The 22,985-nt window shown below is 47.8% G+C and carries 20 protein-coding genes, 1 tRNA gene and 1 other RNA gene; 18 read left to right on the top strand and 4 right to left on the bottom strand.

Annotated elements, in window-relative coordinates; genetic code table 11:
• Nucleotides 1–28: 28 nt before the first annotated feature.
• Nucleotides 29–1,348: a Xaa-Pro aminopeptidase gene (gene pepP / locus H6995_13330; GenBank protein ID MCP5215981.1), complete on the bottom strand. Its 1,320-nt coding sequence runs from the start codon at nt 1,346–1,348 to the stop codon at nt 29–31.
• A gap of 35 nt (nt 1,349–1,383) precedes the next feature.
• Nucleotides 1,384–1,983: a UPF0149 family protein gene (locus tag H6995_13335; GenBank protein MCP5215982.1), complete on the bottom strand. Its 600-nt coding sequence runs from the start codon at nt 1,981–1,983 to the stop codon at nt 1,384–1,386.
• A 144-nt stretch (nt 1,984–2,127) separates the two neighbouring features.
• On the opposite strand from H6995_13335, the gene H6995_13340 reads away from it, so the two are divergent.
• From H6995_13340 to H6995_13355, 4 genes are all read left to right on the top strand, one after another.
• Nucleotides 2,128–2,331, top strand: coding sequence for a hypothetical protein (locus tag H6995_13340; GenBank protein MCP5215983.1), 204 nt, complete (start codon nt 2,128–2,130; stop codon nt 2,329–2,331).
• 2 nt (nt 2,332–2,333) lie between these two features.
• Nucleotides 2,334–2,624, top strand: a complete 291-nt coding sequence (locus tag H6995_13345) for a cell division protein ZapA (GenBank protein ID MCP5215984.1) — start codon at nt 2,334–2,336, stop codon at nt 2,622–2,624.
• Between the two features lie 169 nt (nt 2,625–2,793).
• Nucleotides 2,794–2,971: non-coding RNA, 6S RNA (ssrS, locus tag H6995_13350), on the top strand.
• A 74-nt stretch (nt 2,972–3,045) separates the two neighbouring features.
• Entirely contained in the window at nt 3,046–3,636 is a 591-nt protein-coding gene (locus tag H6995_13355; GenBank protein MCP5215985.1) for a 5-formyltetrahydrofolate cyclo-ligase, read from the top strand.
• On the opposite strand, the gene ilvA is transcribed toward H6995_13355, so the two are convergent.
• Nucleotides 3,629–5,143 carry a threonine ammonia-lyase, biosynthetic gene (gene ilvA / locus H6995_13360; GenBank protein MCP5215986.1) on the bottom strand — a complete coding sequence of 505 codons (1,515 nt, stop codon included), beginning with the start codon at nt 5,141–5,143 and terminating at the stop codon, nt 3,629–3,631. The genes H6995_13355 and ilvA overlap by 8 nt on opposite strands.
• Before the next feature lie 152 nt (nt 5,144–5,295).
• On the opposite strand from ilvA, the gene rpiA reads away from it, so the two are divergent.
• The 6 genes from rpiA (at nt 5,296) to H6995_13390 (ending at nt 11,123) form a co-directional block, all read left to right on the top strand.
• Nucleotides 5,296–5,970: a ribose-5-phosphate isomerase RpiA gene (gene rpiA / locus H6995_13365; GenBank protein ID MCP5215987.1), complete on the top strand. Its 675-nt coding sequence runs from the start codon at nt 5,296–5,298 to the stop codon at nt 5,968–5,970.
• Nucleotides 5,971–6,079: 109 nt separating this feature from the next.
• Entirely contained in the window at nt 6,080–8,290 is a 2,211-nt protein-coding gene (locus H6995_13370) for an AsmA family protein (protein ID MCP5215988.1), read from the top strand.
• The gene (gene mutY, locus H6995_13375; GenBank protein MCP5215989.1) at nt 8,287–9,330 is read left to right on the top strand and encodes an A/G-specific adenine glycosylase; all 1,044 of its coding nucleotides are present in this window, start codon (nt 8,287–8,289) and stop codon (nt 9,328–9,330) included. The genes H6995_13370 and mutY overlap by 4 nt, the downstream gene beginning before the upstream one ends.
• A 76-nt stretch (nt 9,331–9,406) precedes the next feature.
• Nucleotides 9,407–9,685: an oxidative damage protection protein gene (locus tag H6995_13380; GenBank protein MCP5215990.1), complete on the top strand. Its 279-nt coding sequence runs from the start codon at nt 9,407–9,409 to the stop codon at nt 9,683–9,685.
• A gap of 107 nt (nt 9,686–9,792) precedes the next feature.
• Nucleotides 9,793–9,868: transfer RNA gene (locus tag H6995_13385), tRNA-Phe, on the top strand.
• Between the two features lie 808 nt (nt 9,869–10,676).
• Nucleotides 10,677–11,123 carry a hypothetical protein gene (locus H6995_13390; protein ID MCP5215991.1) on the top strand — a complete coding sequence of 149 codons (447 nt, stop codon included), beginning with the start codon at nt 10,677–10,679 and terminating at the stop codon, nt 11,121–11,123.
• Nucleotides 11,124–11,529: 406 nt separating this feature from the next.
• On the opposite strand, the gene H6995_13395 is transcribed toward H6995_13390, so the two are convergent.
• Entirely contained in the window at nt 11,530–12,180 is a 651-nt protein-coding gene (locus tag H6995_13395; GenBank protein MCP5215992.1) for a methyltransferase domain-containing protein, read from the bottom strand.
• 220 nt (nt 12,181–12,400) lie between these two features.
• Here H6995_13395 and H6995_13400 point away from each other — a divergent pair, with 220 nt between their 5' ends.
• The 8 genes from H6995_13400 (at nt 12,401) to H6995_13435 (ending at nt 22,976) form a co-directional block, all read left to right on the top strand.
• A complete protein-coding gene (locus H6995_13400; GenBank protein MCP5215993.1) occupies nt 12,401–12,763 on the top strand; it encodes a hypothetical protein in 363 nt (120 codons plus the stop codon).
• A gap of 122 nt (nt 12,764–12,885) precedes the next feature.
• On the top strand, nt 12,886–14,214 hold the full coding sequence (locus H6995_13405; GenBank protein MCP5215994.1) for a TolC family protein: 1,329 nt from the start codon (nt 12,886–12,888) through the stop codon (nt 14,212–14,214).
• On the top strand, nt 14,207–15,595 hold the full coding sequence (locus tag H6995_13410; GenBank protein MCP5215995.1) for an efflux RND transporter periplasmic adaptor subunit: 1,389 nt from the start codon (nt 14,207–14,209) through the stop codon (nt 15,593–15,595). Before H6995_13405 ends, H6995_13410 begins: the two co-directional genes overlap by 8 nt.
• A complete protein-coding gene (locus tag H6995_13415) occupies nt 15,588–18,728 on the top strand; it encodes an efflux RND transporter permease subunit (GenBank protein MCP5215996.1) in 3,141 nt (1,046 codons plus the stop codon). Before H6995_13410 ends, H6995_13415 begins: the two co-directional genes overlap by 8 nt.
• A gap of 137 nt (nt 18,729–18,865) precedes the next feature.
• Complete coding sequence (locus H6995_13420) at nt 18,866–19,801, top strand: hypothetical protein (GenBank protein ID MCP5215997.1); 936 nt, start codon at nt 18,866–18,868, stop codon at nt 19,799–19,801.
• A 147-nt stretch (nt 19,802–19,948) separates the two neighbouring features.
• Nucleotides 19,949–21,151: a M48 family metalloprotease gene (locus tag H6995_13425; protein MCP5215998.1), complete on the top strand. Its 1,203-nt coding sequence runs from the start codon at nt 19,949–19,951 to the stop codon at nt 21,149–21,151.
• Nucleotides 21,152–21,164: 13 nt separating this feature from the next.
• Nucleotides 21,165–21,884 carry a hypothetical protein gene (locus H6995_13430; protein ID MCP5215999.1) on the top strand — a complete coding sequence of 240 codons (720 nt, stop codon included), beginning with the start codon at nt 21,165–21,167 and terminating at the stop codon, nt 21,882–21,884.
• Nucleotides 21,885–21,989: 105 nt separating this feature from the next.
• On the top strand, nt 21,990–22,976 hold the full coding sequence (locus H6995_13435; protein ID MCP5216000.1) for an SEL1-like repeat protein: 987 nt from the start codon (nt 21,990–21,992) through the stop codon (nt 22,974–22,976).
• Nucleotides 22,977–22,985: the final 9 nt, after the last annotated feature.

Raw genomic sequence — 22,985 nt, forward strand, 5'->3', positions numbered from 1 at the left:
GTCAAATTGTGCGTTTCCCGCCACTCAATCAGCCTCGATTAGCCATTAACTGTTCGATCGCGTCGATCTCTTTTGGCACCAGATCGGTCAGTACTTCGCAACCATCCTTGGTCACTACTACATCATCCTCAATGCGTATCCCAATGCCACGCCATTTTTTCGCCACGCCTTTGGCGTTTGGTGCAATATAAATTCCCGGCTCCACTGTCAACACCATGCCCGGCTCTAGTAGGCGCCATTCACCACCAACTTTATACTCACCAACATCGTGCACATCGAGACCCAGCCAATGACCGGTTTTATGCATGTAGTAGGGTTTATAAGCCTCTTTCTTGATTAAATCGCTGAGACGCCCCTTAAGTATCCCCAGATCCAGCAAGCCTTTGGTAATGATCTTAACCGCCGCTTGATGCGCTTGATCCCAATGCTTGCCCGGCTTCACCTGTTTGATCGCAGCCGCCTGAGCATCCAGCACAATTTGATAAAGCGCTTTTTGTTCTTTACTAAATTTACCATTTACCGGATAAGTGCGTGTGATATCCGAGGCATAATATTGATATTCACAACCGGCATCGACTAAGACCAAATCACCGTCCTGCAGCACATCTTTATTATCAATGTAATGCAAGGTGCAGGCATTAGCGCTACCGCCAACGATGCTGGGGTAGGCCGACGAGCGACAGCCATTTTGAATAAAGTGCTGCAAATACTCGCCCTCCAACTGGTACTCATACATCCCCGCACGACAAGCCTGCATGCCCTTCATATGTGCTTGGGCAGAAATTTTCCCAGCCCGCTTCATCAGTTGCATTTCACTTTTGCTTTTGTACAACCGTAAATCATGCAGAAAGTGATCCAGAACCATAAACTCATTGGGTGGTTGCGCGCCGCTACGCACCTTGGAGCGAATAACTTTGATCCAACTCATGACCTTATTATCGAAGTCTTGATTGGAACCCATCGAGTAGTAAACTTTGTCGCAGCCCTCCATCAGGCCAGGTAAAATGTCATTGATATCGCTGATGGGAAAAGCATCGTCCGCGCCAAATAGCTCGCATACCCGCTCGGGACCGGCAATATAGCCATCCCATAATTCACGTTCCGGGTCTCGTTCGCGGCAGAACATAATAAACTCTCCATGCTTACGTCCCGGCTTTAACACCATTACCGCATGCGGCTCAGTGAACCCGCTCAAGTAGTAAAAATCACTGTCTTGCCGATAAGGGTGCTCGACGTCACGGTTACGTATTCTCACCGGCGCAGCAGGCAATATCGCCACGCTGTTCTCACCCATTAAGGCCATCAAATGTTGACGACGCTGCTGGAATTCTCTAGCGGATATCTGCATCTATAAATCTCTATTTAGTCGCGATGGGTAGGGAGTTAGTGAAGGTAGGGCGGTGGCTGATTCATCGTCGTCTTGAGCGGCTTATCCTTATCCGTCATCAATTCACTATAAATAAGAATGGCGGCCATTCTCACATATTCTGAGACCTGCATTAAATCCTGCTCATCCTCCTCGGTTTCGTCCAAGTCATCCCGCGCGATCTGTACTATTTCAGCAAAATCCTCTAACGATTCACGCGCCTCTTCAGACAGACTTGCTAATTGACGGTTACCAAAACCGGCTAAAAACCCTTGACACCACAGACCTAGGCTTTCCACCCGCCTGCTTAACTCAACATCTTCATCGGGTAGCACTAATGCCAGCTCAAACCCAGGCGTTTGCAACTGCGAAGCCGTATTTTTATACAGTTCGCCCAGCAATTCTTTAGCATTGTTATTATCTATTTTTACCTGCTCCAGGTAGCTGGCAACACTTCGCAGCCATGCCGCCTCGCTTAGCACTTTACCTTGCACCAACAATCCACAGAGCAAACCATGACACTCAGAAGGTGACGCAAACACGTCCATTTCCACAAACAAATTTGCCAGCTGGCGAAATAGCACTTCAGCACCCTCTGTTCTATCTAAATCCGTCATTTACATTCCAATAGACAATTCGCAGCGCCAAGAGAAGTTCAATTTCCCCGTTGCCGACTGAGTAAAATATGATTTGCGACCGTTGACCACCGTGCGCGACGCAACTATAGTACTACAAGACTTCAAATTTAAAAAAATAATGCTATGAGTGAGTTAGATTTCAAAGCGCTGGAACTTAAAGTTAATCAGTTGATAGAAACCTGTCGGCTGATGCACGAAAAAAACATTGCACTAACTAAAGAAAATCAGACCTATAAAGCTGATCGTTCTCGGGCTATAAAGCAAAAGGACATGGCCCGTCATCAAGTTGAGGGTATGATCTCTCGCCTTAAAGCAATGGAACACTAACTTTGGCTACGAGCGCCAATACCACCAAGGTACATATTCTTGACAAAGAGTACCTGATCGCCTGTCCGCCTGAAGAACAACAGGCTTTGCAACAGTCGGCCCAGCACTTGGACAACCAAATGCGCGCCATTCGCAGCTCAGGCAAAGTGCATGGTTTAGAGCGGATTGCCGTCATGGCAGCTTTAAATATCACCCACGAATTTATTAAAAAAGACCAGGCCCATAGCAGCAGCCAAGGCACCGCGCTACGTCTCGCCACCAAAATAGACGATTTCTTAAAAGATATCTCCTAGCCCCTTGAGTCTCCCGGTTTTGACTGCGTTGCACGGTCGGCTTTAGCAATACTAAATTTTCACCTTTTAAAACCATTTCGCGCCAAGACTGGCTCTCGTAAACCAAAACAATCTAAAAAACCTGTAGTAAAAACTGACAAAATCATCCTATGCGATATACTAGTTAACAAGCTCTCTGTTACGTTCGCTAGTCAGTTTAGTCCTCGAGCCTATATTTAAATTTTGGGGGCGGCTTCGAAGTGAAGGTGTGCATGTCCGTTCATTCGGAAAGCCTGATTCGCTTCAGCTGCCACCGCCTTGGACCAATGGTTCAAGGGCTTGGCTGACAACGGCGTTGCGGAGAGCTGCTAAATCCTACCCTTGCCGCCACTATCCGTTTTATAATCCTTTCTCCTAAATATCTAAATTTTCCGGGTTTTCTATGCTCGATAAAACACATTTGCGACAAAGCATGCGGCGTACACGCCAAGCTTTGAATGCTTCACAGCAACAGGAAGCATCGATGGCTTTAACTCATGTTTTAGCGGATTTTTCGCTATTCAAAAATAGCCAACATATTGCGTTTTATTTGGCCAATGGGGGTGAAATCAACCCTCACCCGCTCGTCGAAGCGGCTTGGCGGATGGGGATATCCTGCTACCTGCCCGTGTTGGCCCATAATGGTGACAACCAGTTAATTTTTGCGCGCTATACTCAGCAGTCAATCCTGGAAAATAACCGTTACGGTATCCCCGAACCGAAGTACTCGTCCGATACTATTTACCCGGCGCAAGCCCTGGATTTGGTATTCGTACCCTTAGTGGCGGTGGATACAGAGGGAAATCGGTTGGGCATGGGAAAAGGCTACTATGATCGAACCTTTGCCTTTCTGAAGCGGCAGCCACGGCCACAAAAGCCAACGCTGATCGGGTTGGCGCATAGCTTTCAAATAATTAATGAGATCAAACCGAGTGAGTGGGATGTGCCGCTTCAGGGTACTGCTTCAGAGCATGAGCTAACGCTATTTAGCTAAGAAAAATCTGGTAAGCCGGGTTAGCTGTCTCTTCACTGAAAGGGTAACCAATCTTTCTAAAATATTCTTCAGCCCGTTTTTTCTCGTTAGCCGGAACCTGCAAACCCACCATCACACGACCATAGGCGGCGCCATGATTCCGGTAATGGAACAAAGATATATTCCAGCGCTGTCCTAAGGTCTGCAGAAACTTCATCAGCGCACCCGGACGCTCGGGAAACTCAAACCGAAACACCAGCTCATTCTGAGCTTTGGGTGCACGCCCACCGACTAGATGGCGCACATGCAGTTTCGCCATTTCATTTTCGGTAAGATCAAGCACAGCGTATTTAAGCTTACCTAACTCGGCAATTAATTTAGCTCGTTCTTTACCACCGTCACTGAGCTGAACGCCAACAAAAACCTGTGCATCCGACTCATCGGCATAGCGATAATTAAATTCGGTAATATTACGTTTACCTAGATCACCACAGAATTTCTTAAAACTTCCTGGCACTTCGGGAATCGTCACGGCAATAATCGCTTCACGTTTTTCACCCAATTCTGAACGCTCAGAAATATGCCGTAAACGATCAAAATTAACATTAGCGCCGCTATCAATAGCTAATAGTGTCTTACCACGAATACTATTGGTTTCGATATATTTTTTCAGCCCAGCCACCGCCAACGCGCCAGCAGGCTCGGCAATCGAGCGCGTATCATCAAAGACATCTTTAATCGCACCACAGATTTCATCAGTATTGACCGTCACGATTTCATCGACACACTGCTTGACGATACGAAAGGTTTCTTTGCCCGCCTGAGCCACCGCTACGCCATCAGCAAAAATGCCAACCTCCGGTAAAATGACTCGACGCCCTTTCTTCAAAGCAGCCTTCATGCAGGCAGAATCCTCGGCTTCTACCCCAATCACTTTTACATCCGGTCGTACGAATTTGATATAAGCAGCCACACCTGCAATCAGCCCACCTCCGCCCACCGGCACAAAGACTGCGTGCAGCGGCCCAGTCACCTGGCGCAGAATTTCCATACCGATGGTACCCTGTCCTGCTATCACGTCAGGGTCATCAAAAGGGTGCACATAAGTATAGCCTTTTTCCTTGGCTAACTTATGGGAATGGGCAGAGGCTTCATCGTAGGTATCACCATGCAAAATGACTTTTGCGCCGCGCGCGCGTACTGACGCTACTTTAATATTTGGTGTCGTTTTCGGCATCACAATAACCGTGTTAATACCCAGCTTTTTTCCAGACAGCGCAAGCCCCTGCGCATGATTACCGGCGGAGGCAGCAATTACGCCTTTGGCACGTTGTGCAGTGGTTAAACGGGACATCTTGTTATAGGCGCCACGCAGCTTGAAAGAAAAAACCGGCTGCAAATCCTCGCGCTTAATCAGAATACGATTGTGGTAACGCTCTGAAAGGAACCGTGCCTCATCAATCGGGGTCTCGATAGCGACATCATAGACTCTGGCTTCTAATATTTTTTTTACGTACTGTTGGGGCATGAGAACCTGTGATCACCTTATAACTTTGAAAAGACGCCTATGATAAAGAGTTAGTGGCGAACAAGTCTATAATCAATCGCGCCAAGGCCTTATAATCTTGGCGCAACTCCCCTTTTCACTCGCGGAAACCTTTCTCCATGACAAATAGCCCCATGACGCAGGATGAACTGAAACAGGCTGTCGGGCAAGCTGCCGTCGATCATATCCAAAATAGATTACAGAATGACACCATTGTCGGCGTCGGCACCGGCTCTACCACCAACTGTTTTATTGACGCCTTAGCACAAATTAAGCATCGCTTCGATGGTGCTGTTTCCAGTTCCGTTGCCAGTACAGCGCGCCTCAAAGCACATGGCATTCCGGTGTATGAGCTAACAGTAGTTGATAGGGTGGCAGTCTACGTTGATGGCGCCGACGAAACCAATGCGGCCCTGGAACTGATTAAAGGTGGCGGTGGCGCACTCACACGGGAAAAAATTATAGCCGCCGTGGCGGAAGAGTTCGTCTGTATCGTTGACGCCAGCAAACAAGTCGATGTACTGGGCGCCTTTCCGCTACCGGTCGAGGTTATCCCGATGGCGCGCAGCCATGTCGCACGCGAGCTGGTGAAACTGGGCGGCGCACCAGAGTACCGCGACGGTTTCGTAACCGACAACGGCAATATTATTCTGGACGTCCACAACCTGGAAATTATTCAACCGATGAAACTGGAAAGTCAGATCAATAATATTGTCGGAGTAGTCAGCAATGGTTTGTTCGCTCAGCGTCCCGCCGACGTCCTGTTGGTAGGCAGCGAGCAAGGGGTTCTACAGATCCGCGCAAAATAATTTGAATCTTTGAAACCTTTTCCAAACGGCTTGTCTGAATGGCACATTTTGTAATTTATTGAGTCCGTTGCCTAGCGTAGCCGTTAGACAAAGCTCTCATGAGGTATGTATGGGTAAACTATTTAAATTCCTTGCGGTAACTTTAGTTACGCTGATAGTCGCTATCGGATTATTCACGTTCTATTTATTGACCATCTTTGACCCCAATGACTTTAAGCAGGAAATTCAGCAATGGGTCAAACAGCAAACTCAACTAGAACTGGCAATTGACGGAGATCTTTCTCTCTCGGTATTTCCTTGGTTAGGTGTCGCTGCCAATAGCGTTACGCTGAATAAAACACAACAGGAAATTGCTGCAGTTAAGCAGCTGCAAATTTTTGCGAAACTCAAACCCCTGCTCAACGGTGAGCTGGTGGTGGATGGCGTCAAGCTAGACCACCTTAAACTCAACCTGATCGTGGATAAGAATGGCAAAGGGAATTGGGAAATCGACAGCCCCGCGACCAGTAAAACGCCAAACAAAAACCAGGCATCGCTAGCCAGTGCACCCCTTGCAGCATTCAGTCTGGGCGATGTTAACATTGAAAATGCTGAAATCAACTATCGGGATTTACAGCAAAAAACCCATTATCAACTGCTCGATCTAGCACTGCAAATTCGTAACCCAGAGCTTTCTAACCATTTTCCGCTGACCGCTGACTTCAATTATCTTCAAGCCGATAATAAGGTCAGCGTGCCAGTTCATATCGACACTAACATCACCCTGGACTTACCCAATCAAGCCGCTCAACTTGAAGACTTGAGCATTGATCTCGCCAAAACACGCATCCTGGGTGACGTTAAAACAAGCAGGCTATTCAACAAGCCGCAATTTACCAGCCAATTGGAGATTGGCGCATTTAACCCCAGCCAATGGGCAGTGCTGCTACAAGTCCCCAGCCTTGCGGATATGGATTTACCGATAGATATGAAATTATCTGCCACGCTAGACACCGACAAAGATACCCTGAAATTGGACAGCATCTCCGTCAAATCAAGTTTAGTGGAAGCTCACGGCAACGCTAATATTAGTCAGCTCAGCCTGGAACCGAATACCCAGGGTAAGCTGCAAATTAAATTTAACGACTTAAAACGACTATTGGCGATGTCAGGTAATGCGCTCTCCCCGCAGGATCCGAAAGCGTTAAACCAGCTCGCTGGCCAATTCAAATTTAAAGCCACCGGACAGTCGCTGAATATTAGCGAGCTTGATCTGACACTTGATCAGACCAAACTTACCGGTAATTTTGTACTTAAAAACTATGATAAGCCGGACATAGTATTCAACCTCTCCGGCGACGCCTTTAATCTCGACCGCTATTTGCCTAAAACAGCCGCAGCAACGGATCAACAGCAGAAAAATAAAGAGCAGCCACCAGCACTGCTGCTACCGGTTGCTTTGCTGGGCGCTCTGAATATTGACAGCGTGCTGCAACTTAAAAAACTAGTCGCCTCCGGGTTAACCATTGAGAACCTCAACTTTAAGGCTAAAGGCCATGACGGGCTCATCAACTTGGAGCGAATTAAAGGCGATCTCTACGAGGGTAACTTTGCCATTGACGGAGTGATCGACGCCCGTGGTAAAACCCCACAAATCGCCATCAACAAAACTCTCAATAATATGCAGGCCGGACCAGTGCTCAAAGCCCTAGCCGATATAGACTACATCTCCGGCAAATTAAACCTAGCTCTCAATATCAACGCGCAGGGGAACGATCTAGACCAAATAAAACGTAACCTCAACGGTAAAGCCAATTTCTCGGTGGCAAATGGCGTCTTGAAGGAGATTAGCCTGGAGCAAATGGTCTGTGAAGGCATCGCCACCATTCGCCAGTTAGAATTAATACCCAGCGCAACTAAGAACACACGATTCAAAACTTTCGATGGCAGCATGACCATTAACAATGGCTTAGTGAATTTGCAAGCCCTGAACATCGCTGTCGAAAAACTCAAAGCACGCGGCACCGGCACCATCAATCTGCCACAGGAAACCTTAGATTTAGGTATTAACACAACCCTGTTGGGAGACCTGGAAAACAAAGCCTGCGAAGTGCACGCGCGTTATCGCGACATTGAGTGGCCGATCCGCTGCGCGGGCAAGTGGGATGCCGAGCCTTCCGACCTCTGTTCCATTGATGCGAAGCAAATGCAAAAAATAATTGTTACGCTTGCCGAAAAAGAACTCAAGCTGAAAGCTGGCAGTAAACTGGAAGAAACCCTACGCAAAAAATTAGGTGATGATTTTGGCGACCAGCTGCAACAAATACTAAAATTCAAATGACTCCCAGCAAGTTTAATCAGGCAATTCTAAAATGGTTTGCTGAGCATGGCCGCACAGACTTGCCCTGGCAAAAGGCGATCAACCCGTATCGCGTATGGATTTCGGAAATCATGCTCCAGCAAACGCAGGTCAGCACGGTTATTCCTTACTATGAACGTTTTCTCGCCAGCTTCCCCAGCGTGAAACCCTTAGCGGCTGCCAGCGAAGATCAGGTTTTATCGCACTGGTCCGGGCTTGGTTACTATGCCCGCGCCCGCAACCTGCATAAAACGGCAAAGCAAATACAGCAGCAATATCAAGGTGACTTTCCTAACTCCGTAGAGAAATTATCTGCGCTCCCCGGCATTGGCCGCTCCACCGCCGGGGCCATTATCAGTATTGCAATGAATGGTCGTGCGCCTATTTTAGACGGCAATGTAAAACGTGTGTTATCGCGCTTTCATGCTGTCGAAGGCTGGGCAGGACAATCCGCCGTGGCGGCAAAGCTTTGGCAATATGCTGAAGACTACACACCAAAGTCTAACGTCGCGGCCTACACCCAAGCGATCATGGATCTTGGTGCGACGGTCTGCACCCGCACCAAGCCTCAGTGCCACCAATGCCCGCTAAGTAGAAACTGCGCTGCCCATTTGAGCGACCAGGTGACGGCTTTTCCCCAGCGCAAACTCAAATTTAACATTCCCACCAAACAATCCTATTGCCTCATTTTAAAAAACCAAAACGGAGAAGTTTTGTTAGAAAAGCGGCCACCTTCAGGTATCTGGGGTGGCCTTTGGAGTTTGCCGGAAGATAGGGATAAAAACACGCTATACGAGCGATGGCAGCAGAGACTCGGATGCGAAATCAACAATCCGAGCGAATGCGACAAGCTACGACATACCTTCTCCCACTTTCACCTTGAGCTACAACCAATCCAAGCACAAATCCAATATCAGAGCACACAGATACAAGACTCAGACCGTTGGCGCTGGTATCAGGCGGAAGAACTTAAAAAAATTGGCCTCGCCGCTCCCATCAAAAAACTACTCGAAAGAGGCTAAGCAAAAACTGAACTAGTCTTATCCTACCTAGCTAAGTACAATGCAACACTCAGTTTTATGACGATTAGGAAGCCCCATGAGTCGCACAGTTTTTTGTAAAAAATATCAACAAGAATTAGAAGGCCTCGACGCCCCCCCCTATCCTGGGCCAAAAGGACAGGATATCTTTGATAACGTCTCCAAAAAAGCTTGGCAGGAATGGCTGCAACATCAAACCATGATTATAAACGAGCGCAAACTGAATATGGTCGATGCCGCCTCACGCAAATTCCTGGCTGAGCAAATGGAAAAATTTCTTGCCGGTGAAGACTTCGCGCGCGCTGAGGGCTATGTGCCACCCAGCAAGCCGGAATAACCAAATTTTGGCAGAATTACTCTTGACTACAATTCGCTAGAACGGTTTAATAGCCGCCCTGTTCGATTGGGTTATCTGCTTATCCATCGACAAAGTGTAAAAAGAATGCCCAGATAGCTCAGTCGGTAGAGCAGAGGACTGAAAATCCTCGTGTCGATGGTTCGATCCCGTCTCTGGGCACCATTTTTCCCTTTATTTTCAACCGCTTGCAAAAACCACCCTACCAACTGAACTTCTAAATGCACAGATAATGCACAGATAATGTGCAGTTTTATAAAAAAACTAATTAATTCTCCTTCCTATACTGTTCAAATATCCCCTTTTATTTATCTAGTATGGCAATCGGGGCAACAATGAGCACACCCATCCACGCTGTTATAAAAAACCTTAGCTACTGAAATTGCAGTTGAGCAATCAGAAAAACTTCCCAATTCATACTGATTTTTATATTCGGGTAAGTACGGACAGTTTGCTCCCAAGTTATGCACTTCATGTTCTCCAGTTGGCTGAGGTTGTCTATTAACACAATATTGATGCATGTTTTTTCCTTATTTTTATTTTTGGTAAATACTAGATTATTTAGCTTAGCTAGAAGCAAACTAAAAACTGTATGTAGTCTTACTACCAGACAAAGCAGAGCGATTATCTCACAAGAAAATCTTAATTCAACTTACATGTAACCATAATAATTTAAAGGCTATTCAATGGGTTATACTTAACCGCGCCAATAAGTTTTCAAGAGCAAGATGAGCATATCGCATAGTTACCTTAATTGTTGGCGCCGATTGAAAACTAATGGAACGACCTTTCCTAATGTAGGCCAAATTAGTCCTAAAATCGAAGCAACTGCCAAAAATTACCAAGAACCAGGAAAGGGTTAGTCCTCGCAAAAAACATACTATACTCAAGGCTCAAGCGATAACTATGTGAGGATACCCTTAATAGAATAGGGATTCCGGTAATCTGGATGTAATACTACAAGGAGCACAAAATGTACGCTGACAAAATCCTAATAACCATCTATTCAATACTCACAATTAGCTGCCTATGCCTTGCAGGCGGGAACTACTATTACTGGATGAAATGGAATGAAACCCGACAAGAAGTCACCATACTTCAACATAAGGTCAATGCTCGAAACAAAGAAATAAACCATCTAAGGACACAATTCACTTCATTAGATAAACAAAAGCTACTAACCAAAAACACGGCAAAGAAACCTATAAAAAAACCAATAAGGAAACCAGCCAAAGCACTAACATACTTAGCAACAAAACCTAAATCTCAAACAATCAGCGAATCACAAGAAAAGCACAATCAGTGCGTAAAACTTAAAAAAATGATGGATCCACTCGATGAAAAATCATCCTATTATAAAAAACTTCAAGATCAATTTTACGACCTTAACTGCATAATCAGGCATAACGATTATTTTTGAAAAATGAACACATTTTATGTGTTATTTGTGACTTTCTACGATTTTGGGCGATAGCTGAGCATTTGATTTAAAAGGTTTATGGCCGATTTTGTCTTAGCCATAAGGCACTAAAACCCCCTCTTATCGATTGTTCGATAGTCACCCTCAAAGATTCCCGGATAGTCGGGTTTTGATACTCCGGTACCATGCGGCTCCAGAAGGAGTAAGTGCTCGGCCTTGATTGGCGGTCTTGCACGATGTGTTGATAAATTTCTCTTAAGTGTTCTTGTGCCCGGTGCGTCCATGCTACTTCGATCATTTAGTCTGGCCCAAACCCTTATGCAATTGTTCGGTGCTAATCAACCGCCCTGCTTCGACATCGCCACTCCCCTTGGGAGAAGGGATTTGACTGCTGGCGCGGCCGCTTTTACCTTGTGTAACGCAAAATCACTCCTTTAAAGGGTTTATCCAGATAGGCCCTGTCACCTGATCTGGTGAGCTCCATAGTGAACCCTAACGCCATCATTTTACGGCTGAATTTCGTATGTCTACCACGCCCGGGGTCTACTAAAATAACGTCACAGTGCGCCTTGCAGTGCTGCGCAATAAAGGCAACCAGTAAATGAATATGTTGGTCCTCATAGAGCAGGTCGCTACCGATAACTAGGTCGTATTCACCCAAAGCGGTTTTCGGGTCAGCCCAGCCAGTGCGCACAAAAGGAATCAAGGGGTCATGATTGAGCTGCGCATTCTTGATCAGGAAAGCTTCCGCTTCCGGGTGGTGGTCGGTGGCGGTGATATCTGCCTTGAGGTGGTTCAGCAATAAGCTGCTTAAACCTATACCGCAACCGACTTCGAGAATCCGTTTATTGGTAATATCGAAGTTAAACAGGTAGTGGGCAAGCACGAGTCCGGAGGGCCACACAACACCAAACATGGGCCAAGACGCCGAGCAAATGCCCAGGTCTGCCGCTACACCTTGCTCATCGGAAAACTCCTGCCGATCACGCAAAGTTCGCAGATGGATATCCACTGCTTCAAATTCGTGCGTGTTATAACAAACCCTTACTGTCATCACTGCATGCCTATTTAATAACGTTGCCAGCAGACAACTTGTTTCACACAAGGCATGTGCCATAGGAATCTCCAAATTACATTAATACGCCCCCTGTAGCGAATATTTCGCTGATATTAATTAGGCATAGAGGTTACGTCACTATCAAAAAAATCATTGAACTACTGCCAATCTGATGTACTCTATTAAGCACAGTTGGTAAAAACGGGTTTGCATCCAAACAATGTTAACTATCAAACAGACTCTCCTCAGCCTGACACTACTAGTCTTTCTTGGCCAGGGGTTTTCTGCGTTGGCGAATCCTTGTTTGCCGATGGCGACGATATCAGATACCGGACTCGATGGTGCGGTGACCGTGCCGATGGATCACTCCAGCCATGAAACCTCCACTGTCGACCCTGCTTCGAGTGTAAGCCATTGTGATATGCAGGACTGCGGCTGTGATCTAGGTGGCTGCGCGTCTGGCTTACTATCCTCGGCACAGGCGGCAATTACACCGCTTATCGATTCACTAGAAAGCCAATACCAAAACTCCCAAAAAAACCAAGTTTCAAGTTCGCTCTTCCGACCTCCTATTTCCTGCTAATACAGGATAGTTGCGCCCGTTTTTTGGCGTTTTGAGTCACCACTCAGCTATCCGTAATCTATTGGCGGGAGACATTAAGCTCCCGATATCTGTTTTGACTGTAATCCGCTCCGGGAGCGACTATGAAAACCAAAGCTACTCGCACGAAATGGCATTGTGCTGTTTCATTCTTTTTGCGCACAGCTACCTGTCTGCTGATGTTAGTTATTGCGCAGACGCAGGCGTCGATAGGCCGTAATGAATTAGCACTGGAAACCGCTGTGGAAGCTGCGGTCAGTAACAATCCATCGCTGGCCGAAGTGCAAGCGCGCTATGCGGCGCTTGCGGAAATTCCTTCTCAGGTCAGCGCCTTGCCTGACCCCATGTTGCAACTCGGCCTGATGAATATGCCAACGGATTCCTTCGATTTCGATCAGGAACCCATGACGCAAATACAGTTCGGCGTGACGCAGGCGATTCCGTTTCCGGGCAAACTATCCTTGCGCAAAGAAGCGGCTGAGTATCGCGCTGAAGCGGCGGCTCATTCCGTGGACGAGATGCGTCTGGGACTTATCAACACTGTCCGCGAAGCCTGGTGGCAACTTTATTACCTGGACCGCGCCTTGGAAACCACCATCAACAATCAGTCTTTATTGCGCCAGTTTATTGAAGTCGCCATCACCAAATATGAGACTGGCAAGGGCTTGCAACAGGACGTATTGCTGGCACAACTGGAACTGTCCAAACTCGTGGATCAGCATATCCAATTGCGCGCCCTGCGGTTACGGCAATCGATCAAACTTAATATTCTGATGAATACCCAGCCAAATCAATCGTTACTATTACCCAGTCAGGTATCAAAGCAGCTACCGGATATTAAAGCAGAAGCGTTTTACTATGAGCACGCCGAGTCCTCACGCCCCTTATTGAAGCAAGCGGAACAACAACTCGCCAGCGCCCAATCCCAGTTGGATTTAGCCAAACGTGATCGCTATCCGGATTTCAGTCTGGGGCTGACTTACGGCGATCGACAGGGTAGCAATTCGTTACCTATGGGCGGATCTCGCTCAGATTTTTTATCACTTATGATCGGTGTAAAAATCCCTCTATATGCAGGGGCCAAACAGTCGAAAGCGATAAAACAACGCAGCAGCGAATTCCAACAAAATCGCTACGCCCTGCTGGACGATAAACTTAAGGTAATGGCGGAGATTTCCAACGCGGTCACTGATTACCAGCGGTCACGCGAACAGTTTACTTTGTTTGAAAAAGGCATCGTACCGCAGGCGCGGCAAACGGTTGAATCTATGCTGGCCGGGTATCAGGTGAACCAGGTCGACTTCCTCAATCTCATACGCAGCCAAATCACTCTATTCAATTATGAACTGCAATATTGGAAGACGCTCAGTGAAGCCAAACAGGCATTATCCAGCCTAGAAGCCGCAGTTGGAGAGGATACAATTTATGAATAAGTCCAGCATTGTTATCGCCATTCTCATGCTCGCCATCGGGCTGCTCGCCGGTTATTGGTTCTCTGACGGCAAGGTTGAACCGGCGCAACCCAGTGCCAGTAAGGCTGCGCAACCGCTGTTTTACCGCAACCCGATGAACCCCGCCATCACCTCTCCGGTGCCCACCAAGGATTCCATGGGCATGGACTATGTGCCGGTTTTCGCTAATGCCGCTGAGGGCAACGATAGCGCAGGCACCGTGAGCATTGATCCGGTGATGGTACAAAACATCGGAGTACGCACAGCGATTGCAAAACGGGCATCGTTGAGCCGCTCTATTCGTGCGCTGGGTCGGGTTGCCTTTGATGAGCGACGCATCGTTAATTTACACCCCAAGGTAGAAGGCTGGATCGATGAAATCCGCATTGATAAAACCGGACAGCAGGTGAAAAGTGATGATATTTTATTGAGCATCTATTCACCCAACCTGGTTTCCACGCAGCAGGAATATCTGTTGGCCTTAAATAATCGCGCGGCGCTTAAGGGAAGCCCCCTCGCCGAAATTAGCAAAGGCGCGGAATCGCTGGTCACCAGTGCGCGGCAACGGCTTGAGATGCAGGATGTTGCCGAACATCAGATTCGCGAATTGGAACAAACCCGGCAGATCAAAAAAAATCTGCATATTCACGCACCGACCGCAGGTACGGTGATTCGCATCGGTGCACGCCAAGGACAATACGTCACCCCGGCAACGGAGTTATACATGCTGGTCGACCTAAGCCAAGTTTGGGTATTTGCGGATGTCTACGAATATGAATTGCCCTGGATTAAGGTTGGCGACCAGGTTGCCATGACCTTAGCCTCCGTGCCGGGCAAAACCTTTGTCGGCAAACTGGATTATATCTACCCCTACGCCGAGACCAAAACCCGTACCATCAAAGTACGCCTGGTGTTTGATAATCCTGAACTGCTGCTGCGCCCTGATATGTTTGCCGAGGTGATTATCCGGGCGGACACTCAGGCAGACGCCGTCGTTATTCCCGCTGAGGCGGTAATTCGATCCGGTAGTCAGGATCAAGTTTTTCTGGTGCTCTCACCCGGCAAGTTTACCCCCAGAATCGTCACTCTGGGCTTGGAATCTGCGGGTCAGGTAGAGGTATTGAAAGGGCTCGAAGCCGGTGATGAAATCGTCACATCAGCACAATTTTTAGTGGATTCAGAATCAAAATTAAGTGAAGCCACGAGTAAAATGCTAGGGTTGATGGCACCGGTAATTACCACCACTGAAACACCAGCAAATGACACCGAGCATAGCTTACATAACGCAAGTTCACGTGACATACCTGTTGTAGATCAGGAAGTGGAAAACCCGGATCATCACGGAGCACACCAGCATGATTAACGCTATCATTACGGCTTCATTACGCACTCGGTTTCTGGTGCTGCTGGCTGCGCTGCTAATTGGCTTAAGTGGGTTATACGCTTACAAAAATATGCCGATGGATGCGATCCCGGACTTATCTGATGTTCAGGTCATTCTATTTACCAGGCATCCTGGTCAATCGCCCCAGGTGATCGAAGATCAGGTGACCTACCCGCTAACTACCGCCATGCTGTCGGTGCCAAAAACCAAAGTGGTGCGCGGCTACTCTTTCTTCGGCATGTCCTTCGTTTATGTGATTTTTGAAGACGGCACCGATATGTACTGGGCCAGATCACGGGTATTAGAAGCCCTCAATTTCGCCAGTAGTCGACTACCTCAGGGCGTCACCCCCACGCTGGGGCCGGATGCGACCGGGGTCGGCTGGATTTACGAATATGCCCTGATTGATCGTAGCGGCAAACACGACCTCGCACAGTTGCGCTCGCTGCAGGACTGGTATTTACGGTATCCCTTGCAAGCGGTCAATGGCGTTGCCGAGGTCGCTTCCATCGGCGGTTTCGTCAAACAATATCAGGTCGAGGTCGACCCCAATGCGTTACAGCGCTACGGCATTTCCCTCAACATGATAAAAATGGCGATCAAAGCTTCCAACCAGGATGTCGGTGGCCGCCTGCTCGAAATGGCGGAAACCGAATACATGGTGCGCGGTCTCGGTTATATCCGATCAATTAGCGACCTCAACAGTATTCCTGTTGCTGTTGATGCGAACGGCACGCCTGTGCGTCTGCGCGATGTCGCGCAAGTCCATCTTGGCCCCGAATTGCGGCGCGGTGTGGTTGATCTTAACGGTGAAGGCGAAGTGGCCGGTGGCGTGGTGGTTATGCGTTATGGCGAAAATGCGCTGGCTACAATTAAGGCCGTGCGCACCAAGCTGGAAGAGCTTAAAAAGGGGTTGCCGGAAGGGGTAGAAATTATCCCGGTTTATGATCGCGGTGATCTGATCGAACGCGCCGTCAATAGCTTAAATACTGCTCTGCTGGAAGAGTTACTAATTGTCAGCCTGGTGGTGATGCTTTTTTTACTGCACGTCCGCTCAGCGATGGTCGTCATCATCACCCTTCCCTTAGGTATTTTGATGGCCTTTTTGGTCATGCGCTGGCAAGGACTGAATGCCAACATAATGTCACTTGGCGGAATTGCCATCGCCATTGGTGCCATGGTCGATGGGGCTATCGTGATGGTGGAAAATGGCCATCGCTGTTTAGCAAAAGCGATCACGGCAAAAGGCGAAGACCTGACAGACAAAGAACATTGGCAAGCAATTGGCAAAGCCTGCCGTGAAGTCGGGCCATCACTCTTCTTCTCGCTACTCATCATCACCGTTTCCTTTATGCCAATATTCACATTGCAGGCTCAGGAAGGTCGTTTGTTCAGCCCACTCGCCTTTACCAAAACCTACGCAATGGCCGCTTCAGCGATTCTTGCCATCACACTGGTGCCGGTTTTGATGGGTTACTTCCTGCGCGGCAAAATCACCTCCGAAGAGAAAAACCCGATCAATCGTTTGCTGCATCAGTTACACACCCCGGTTTTGCGCTTGGCGATGCAACACCGGATCATTACTCTTGCCCTCGTAGCAGTCTTACTTGCAGCGACCTATTACCCCTATGCGCAATTAGGCAGCGAGTTTATGCCGCCACTGGACGAAGGCGATATTCTCTATATGCCCACCACCTTTCCTGGTATTTCAATTACCAAAGCTAAAGAGCTGGTGCAGCAGACCGATAAGATTTTGGCCCGTTTCCCAGAAGTAGCCTCGGTATTTGGCAAAGCTGGACGTGCGGAAACTGCCACCGATCCAGCGCCGCTGTCGATGTTGGAAACAACCATACGATTAAAACCGAAAGCGGAATGGCCTGACCCAAGCAAAACCATCAAGCAACTGATGGCGGAAATGGATCGAGCGATTCAGTTTCCTGGCTTGGCAAACAGCTGGACTATGCCCATTAAAACCCGTACGGATATGCTTGCCACGGGTATTAAAACCCCAGTCGGCATTAAGGTTTCGGGGCCTGACCTTTCAGTACTACAAAAGCTCACCAGGGACATTGAGCAGGTAATGAAAAAGCTACCGGAAACCACTTCTGCTTTCGGTGACCGATCAGTCGGCGGCTACTATCTGGATTTTACGATCAATCGTGATAATGCTGCCCGTTATGGCCTGACGGTGGGCGCGGTACAAGACGTTATCGCTACCGCCATTGGTGGCATGAATATTACCGAAACCGTCGAAGGCCTGGAACGCTACCCAGTAAATCTGCGTTATCCCAGAGCGCTGAGGGATAATCTGGAAAGCCTGAAACGTGTGCTAATTCCAACACCAAGCGGCAATCAGATTCCCCTAACTATGGTGGCGGATATCGAGTACCGACGCGGCCCGTCTGTCATTAAGAGCGAAGGCGCCAGACCGAACGCCTGGGTTTATGTGGATATAGCCAGCTCGGATGTCGGCGGATTTGTCCGCAAAGCCAAACAGCGAGTGGCTGACGAAATTAACCTACCAGTCGGTTACGCACTTAATTGGGCTGGGCAGTTTGAATACATGGAGCGGGCTGCTGAGCGGCTAAGCATCATTGTGCCGATTACCCTACTGATTATTTTTTTGCTGCTCTACCTAAATTTTCGTAACGTCACTGCCCCGCTGGTCGTAATGCTCTCTATCCCCTTCGGGCTGGTGGGCGGTATCTGGCTGATCTACGCCAACAACTATAATCTTTCCGTCGCAGTCGTGGTTGGCTTTATCGCTCTCGCCGGAATGGCGGCAGAAATTGGTGTGCTGGTTTTAGGTTTTATAGATCGCGAAATTACGTCACGGCGCACAGAAAGCGATTCGAAACTAGCCGCTGAGACAATCAAAGATGCCGTCCTCGAGGCGACTTCAAAACGTGTGCGCCCCATCGCCATGACAGTGCTATCAACTATGGCCGGTTTAGTACCGATCATGCTCAGTAGCGGTACCGGCTCAGATGTCACACAACCCATCGCCGCGCCTATGTTAGGAGGCATGTTCTCGGTGCTACTGTTGAACCTGTTGGTATTACCCGTGATTTATAGCCTGGTGCTGCAGTATCAGGAAAGTAAATCTGCTTGATCGAGACCAACCATATCTTCTTAGGGAGAAGGCATGGTTGAGGGGGATATAAAGGTAGTAGCGTAGTTCTACTCGATACGATAATCTATTCGCCAACGGATGGTTAATAGCTCCATGGACCTCAAGGGGTTAGGCAGATGACAGCACGACCAAACAATAACAATTTCCTATTTTCACAAATACATATCGAAGTTGCGCGCAACTCAACCGACGACTTCAATCTTTTTCATGACAAAAATCATTGGCCGCAAATTGTCGGCAATCCGTTTGCCGGACCGATTGTTCTGGGCTTCCAACTCGAATGTTTGATCGAATATCAATTACGGCTGTTTCGCGAAAAGGCACAAGAGAACGCAATAATTGACCGAGAACAACTGCAATTTAGTAATTATCAATTTACTTTCGCCAATGTGGTAAAACCGGAGCAAGCTGTTGCGGTGGATATACGAAAGTCCGTTTTAAGCACCGCAGATACGCCAACTCTTTCTAACCGTGTCGCCATCAAGACCGACGCAGGGGTGGTTTTATTGGGCTACAAAAAGGAAACGCAAACACCATTATGTTTAGCAGACTCCGACCTCAGCTGGCTGCCGGATTTAAAGCTATTAGATGATCGCTCATTCTTCTCAGATCAGCACTATTTCATCAAACGTAAATACATGAACGTTGGCAATGCTAAGAATTTTTTATCGGGCTCACTGGCAGAACAATCAGATTATTTTGACGAGCTGAATGATAAGTTTATCTTTCCTGAGACCTTTCCGATGGCACTGGTTTCCTGTGCGCTACTGGAGCGGGCATTTAAACAAGGGCACGATTTCAAAAAAGACCCGATGGTCTATACCTCGCATAAGTTTTCGGTAGATAGAGCTCTCAATGCTAGGCTAAAGAGCAACGATCAACTTAATATCCTGGTGGCGCCGCCACAGATAATGACCAGTGGTCAGGGGTTAGGCGCTTCCGGTGCAGCACAACAACTTTATCATTGCTATGGTTTGCTTACCGACAATCGGGTGTTATTTCGGGCTGAAATATCCTTAGCGGCATTAACCGAGATTTTAAAAAGAGCCTGAAATAAGCTAGCATTTTGTTCCATGAAAAACCTCTAGACGCCCCGCTATTCCACAATTCAATTAGAAAAACACGATCTATAGGCGTATATTCTTGGTACGGAACCCGTCCACCGGGAAGTCTAATGACCGTCGCAAGTAGGAGGCACGATGAAACGTCCACCATACTTACCCATCCTATTGTTGACTTTTGGCACTGCGCTAAGCACCCTGAGTCTCGCAGCAAAATACCAACCTATCAACGAAATCCCACATTCTGTACCGGAAAGTCAGGAAGAAAAACAGATCTGGGAAATTGGCAAGGCACACCAAAAGCAGGTTCGCGAAACTGGCGAGGTGATTGATGACCCTGAGATGGAAGCTCAGCTTGAAGCTTTAGTAACACGGCTGATGGGTGATATGGTGGAAACCATTGGCATGGAAGTGAAAGTACTGATCTTCAAAGACCCAACCGTTAACGCCTGGGTTTACCCCGATGGCACCATTGCGGTGCAAACCGGGTTACTGGCTGAGTTGGAGAACGAAGCTCAATTAGCGGCAATTCTTGGCCATGAAATCTCACACTTTTTGAATCGACATGCCTATATCCAAATAAAATCCAAACAAAAGCAATCGGCGATCGGTAAAGGCTTGGGCCTGCTCGCCACCGCCGCCGTCGCGGCGAAAACCGGAGCCCTGGATACCAGCCTGATGGGCGCAGGACAGGTATGGACTGACTTGGTTACCAGCGGATATTCCCGCAAACTCGAAACCAAAGCGGATGAGCAGGGTTTAGCGTTACTGGTTGCGGCCGGTTACGAACCCAATCAAGCGTTGCCTGCCTTTGAAGCTTTACGTATCAAAGAAGACGACCAAGTCAATGTGGGGAAAATATGGAGCAGCCACCCGGACATTGACTCCCGGCTGAAAAACCTTAAAAAGCAGATCAAAAGGATAAAATCACCACCGCATAATATTCCACCAGAACAATCCTATGTCGAAGCCTACGGCAATGCACTGCTGGTAGATGCTCAACTGGATCTTCAACGGCAACGTTATCAACGTGCACACAAAACCTTGCAACGCTACACCCGTGCTTTACCAGACAGGCCAATTGGGCATTACATGGTCGGTGAAGCCTATCGGAAAGAATACCCAGAAGGCCCCGACTTTAAACCGCGTCTAACGGCTTATCAAAAAGCGATCGCTGTCGATCCGAAGTTCGCGCTAGCGCATAAAGAACTGGGTATGGCCTATCGTCAGCAGCAATTGAATGAGCTGGCAACCGCCGCTTTCGATCGCTATCTGGCACTCGCACCCGATGCCGCGGACGCGCCTATTATCCGCTGGTATATTGACTCGTCAAATCAATAATGAGGGAGGCGTTATGAAACAGCTTAAAAGCTACCTTTCTTGTGTATTAATGCTGCTTTTCAGCGCAAACTTGAGCTATGCGGAATCCAGCAAAGATGCTTTTATCAACATTAAAAAGAGCGCGTTAAAAAAAGAATATCACCACCTCGCCGTCGCGCCACTAGACGCTGCTGCCGATTTAAAAATGCCAGACAGCGTCAAAAGCATGCTTGAGCAGGAGGTGGTTAAACGTTTGAAAAAAGAAGGTTTTAAGGTTTTACCACCACAGATTATGCAGGATATCCGACAACAGATGAACAGCCTCGTTGGTTTGGCCCATCAAGCGGGGGAAGAAGATCCCAAAAAACTTGCTGCGGTGCTTGATCACAGTTATCGGGAATTGCTGTTACGGCATAAAGTGGATGGGATAGTCTCGCTCCGCGTACGAGCAGTAGGCGCGCCCTTCATGAATGATAAGGCGGAATGGGATGGTGCATCACAAAAAATAGCGCACAAAGGTGATGGCTTAATGAAATTTATTACTGGTAAGAGTTATGGCGGCACCATCGCCGCATCTACTCTCAAGGTCAGCATCTGGGATCGCCGCGAAACTTTGCTTTATTCCTGGGGCGGCGGTATCGAAGTGCTCATGCAACGTAATGCCAAAACACTCGAACAAATTCCTACATCCGAGTTTTGGCAGGATGAGAAGCGCATTAAAAATTCAGCAAAACTGGCGCTGAGCCCTCTTTAAAACAATCAATGTGCCAATTAACACAGCCCGAGAGGCCAACAAATAAGTGTAGACTCAATCAATAACCCGCTATATTCTTGCCACCATTATCGGCAGGATTCCTGTATGAAGAAATGGCGCTATCAGCGGCATAGGCCAGTGAGTATAGCTTACTTGGTTATATTTCTATGCGGTTGTGCCACTATCAGCTCGGAGGAAAGCAATTACCCTGGGCATTGGCCCACATTGACTACCGCTAAAACGGATCACTGCAACCCACCTCTCGGCACCTTCAACAATATCAGCAGTAACGCCCATTACGAATACGAAAACTCCTATCAATTTCCAGCACCGACAATGGCTCATATATTTATCAGCGATTTTTCAATTATTGATGTCACCCATATTAATATTGAAGCGGTAGGCAAAAAGCAGCTACGAATTAAAGCCTTTGGTATTAGTAACGGCATGGAAAAACTCATCGGTGAACAGCTATTCGATCTAGACCAGTCGTACTGTAAAAATAATCGTTGGGCGCTGGCCAGCAAAACAACCCATGAAGGCTTCAAGGATTACAACCAGGAAAAGTATGACCCTCTATACACAGCTGCCTACTGGATCGGCACTTTTGGCCTGGGCGCCCCGATATCGAAATGGTGGGAATATCGTTTTACAAGTAGCGCAAATGGAGGCCTCGCTGTGAGGCGACTCAAAATGGAGTCTGCATTGCTATTCTCTGTTTATACCAGAATAGCGATGAACGACGATTGGTTTTTATTTGAACCCGCAGACTTGCAAAAATTAATTCGCGATCAAGTCAGTTCTCAGCAGCACCTTAACGGCAGCCCGGAAACCGGGCCGATTGCGCAACTTCACCACTGCACTGTCGATAACGACCTAACCGCAACTGAGATTTATAATGTCGGTGTTATCTTTTACCGCGATGGCAAGTATGCATCTGCACTGCAATGTTTCCTTAGCGCAGCAACACACACGCAAGAGGCCTCTCCGGAGGCGATGTGGAAATTGTGTCTTATGTACGAACTAGGCCAGGGCACAGCGCCAGACACGGATTCTGCAAAGCATTGGTGCGCGCTTGCGGAAAAACATTAAGCTGTCTTG

This window comes from Pseudomonadales bacterium (assembly GCA_024234615.1).
GTDB lineage: Bacteria > Pseudomonadota > Gammaproteobacteria > Pseudomonadales > IMCC2047 > JAJFKB01.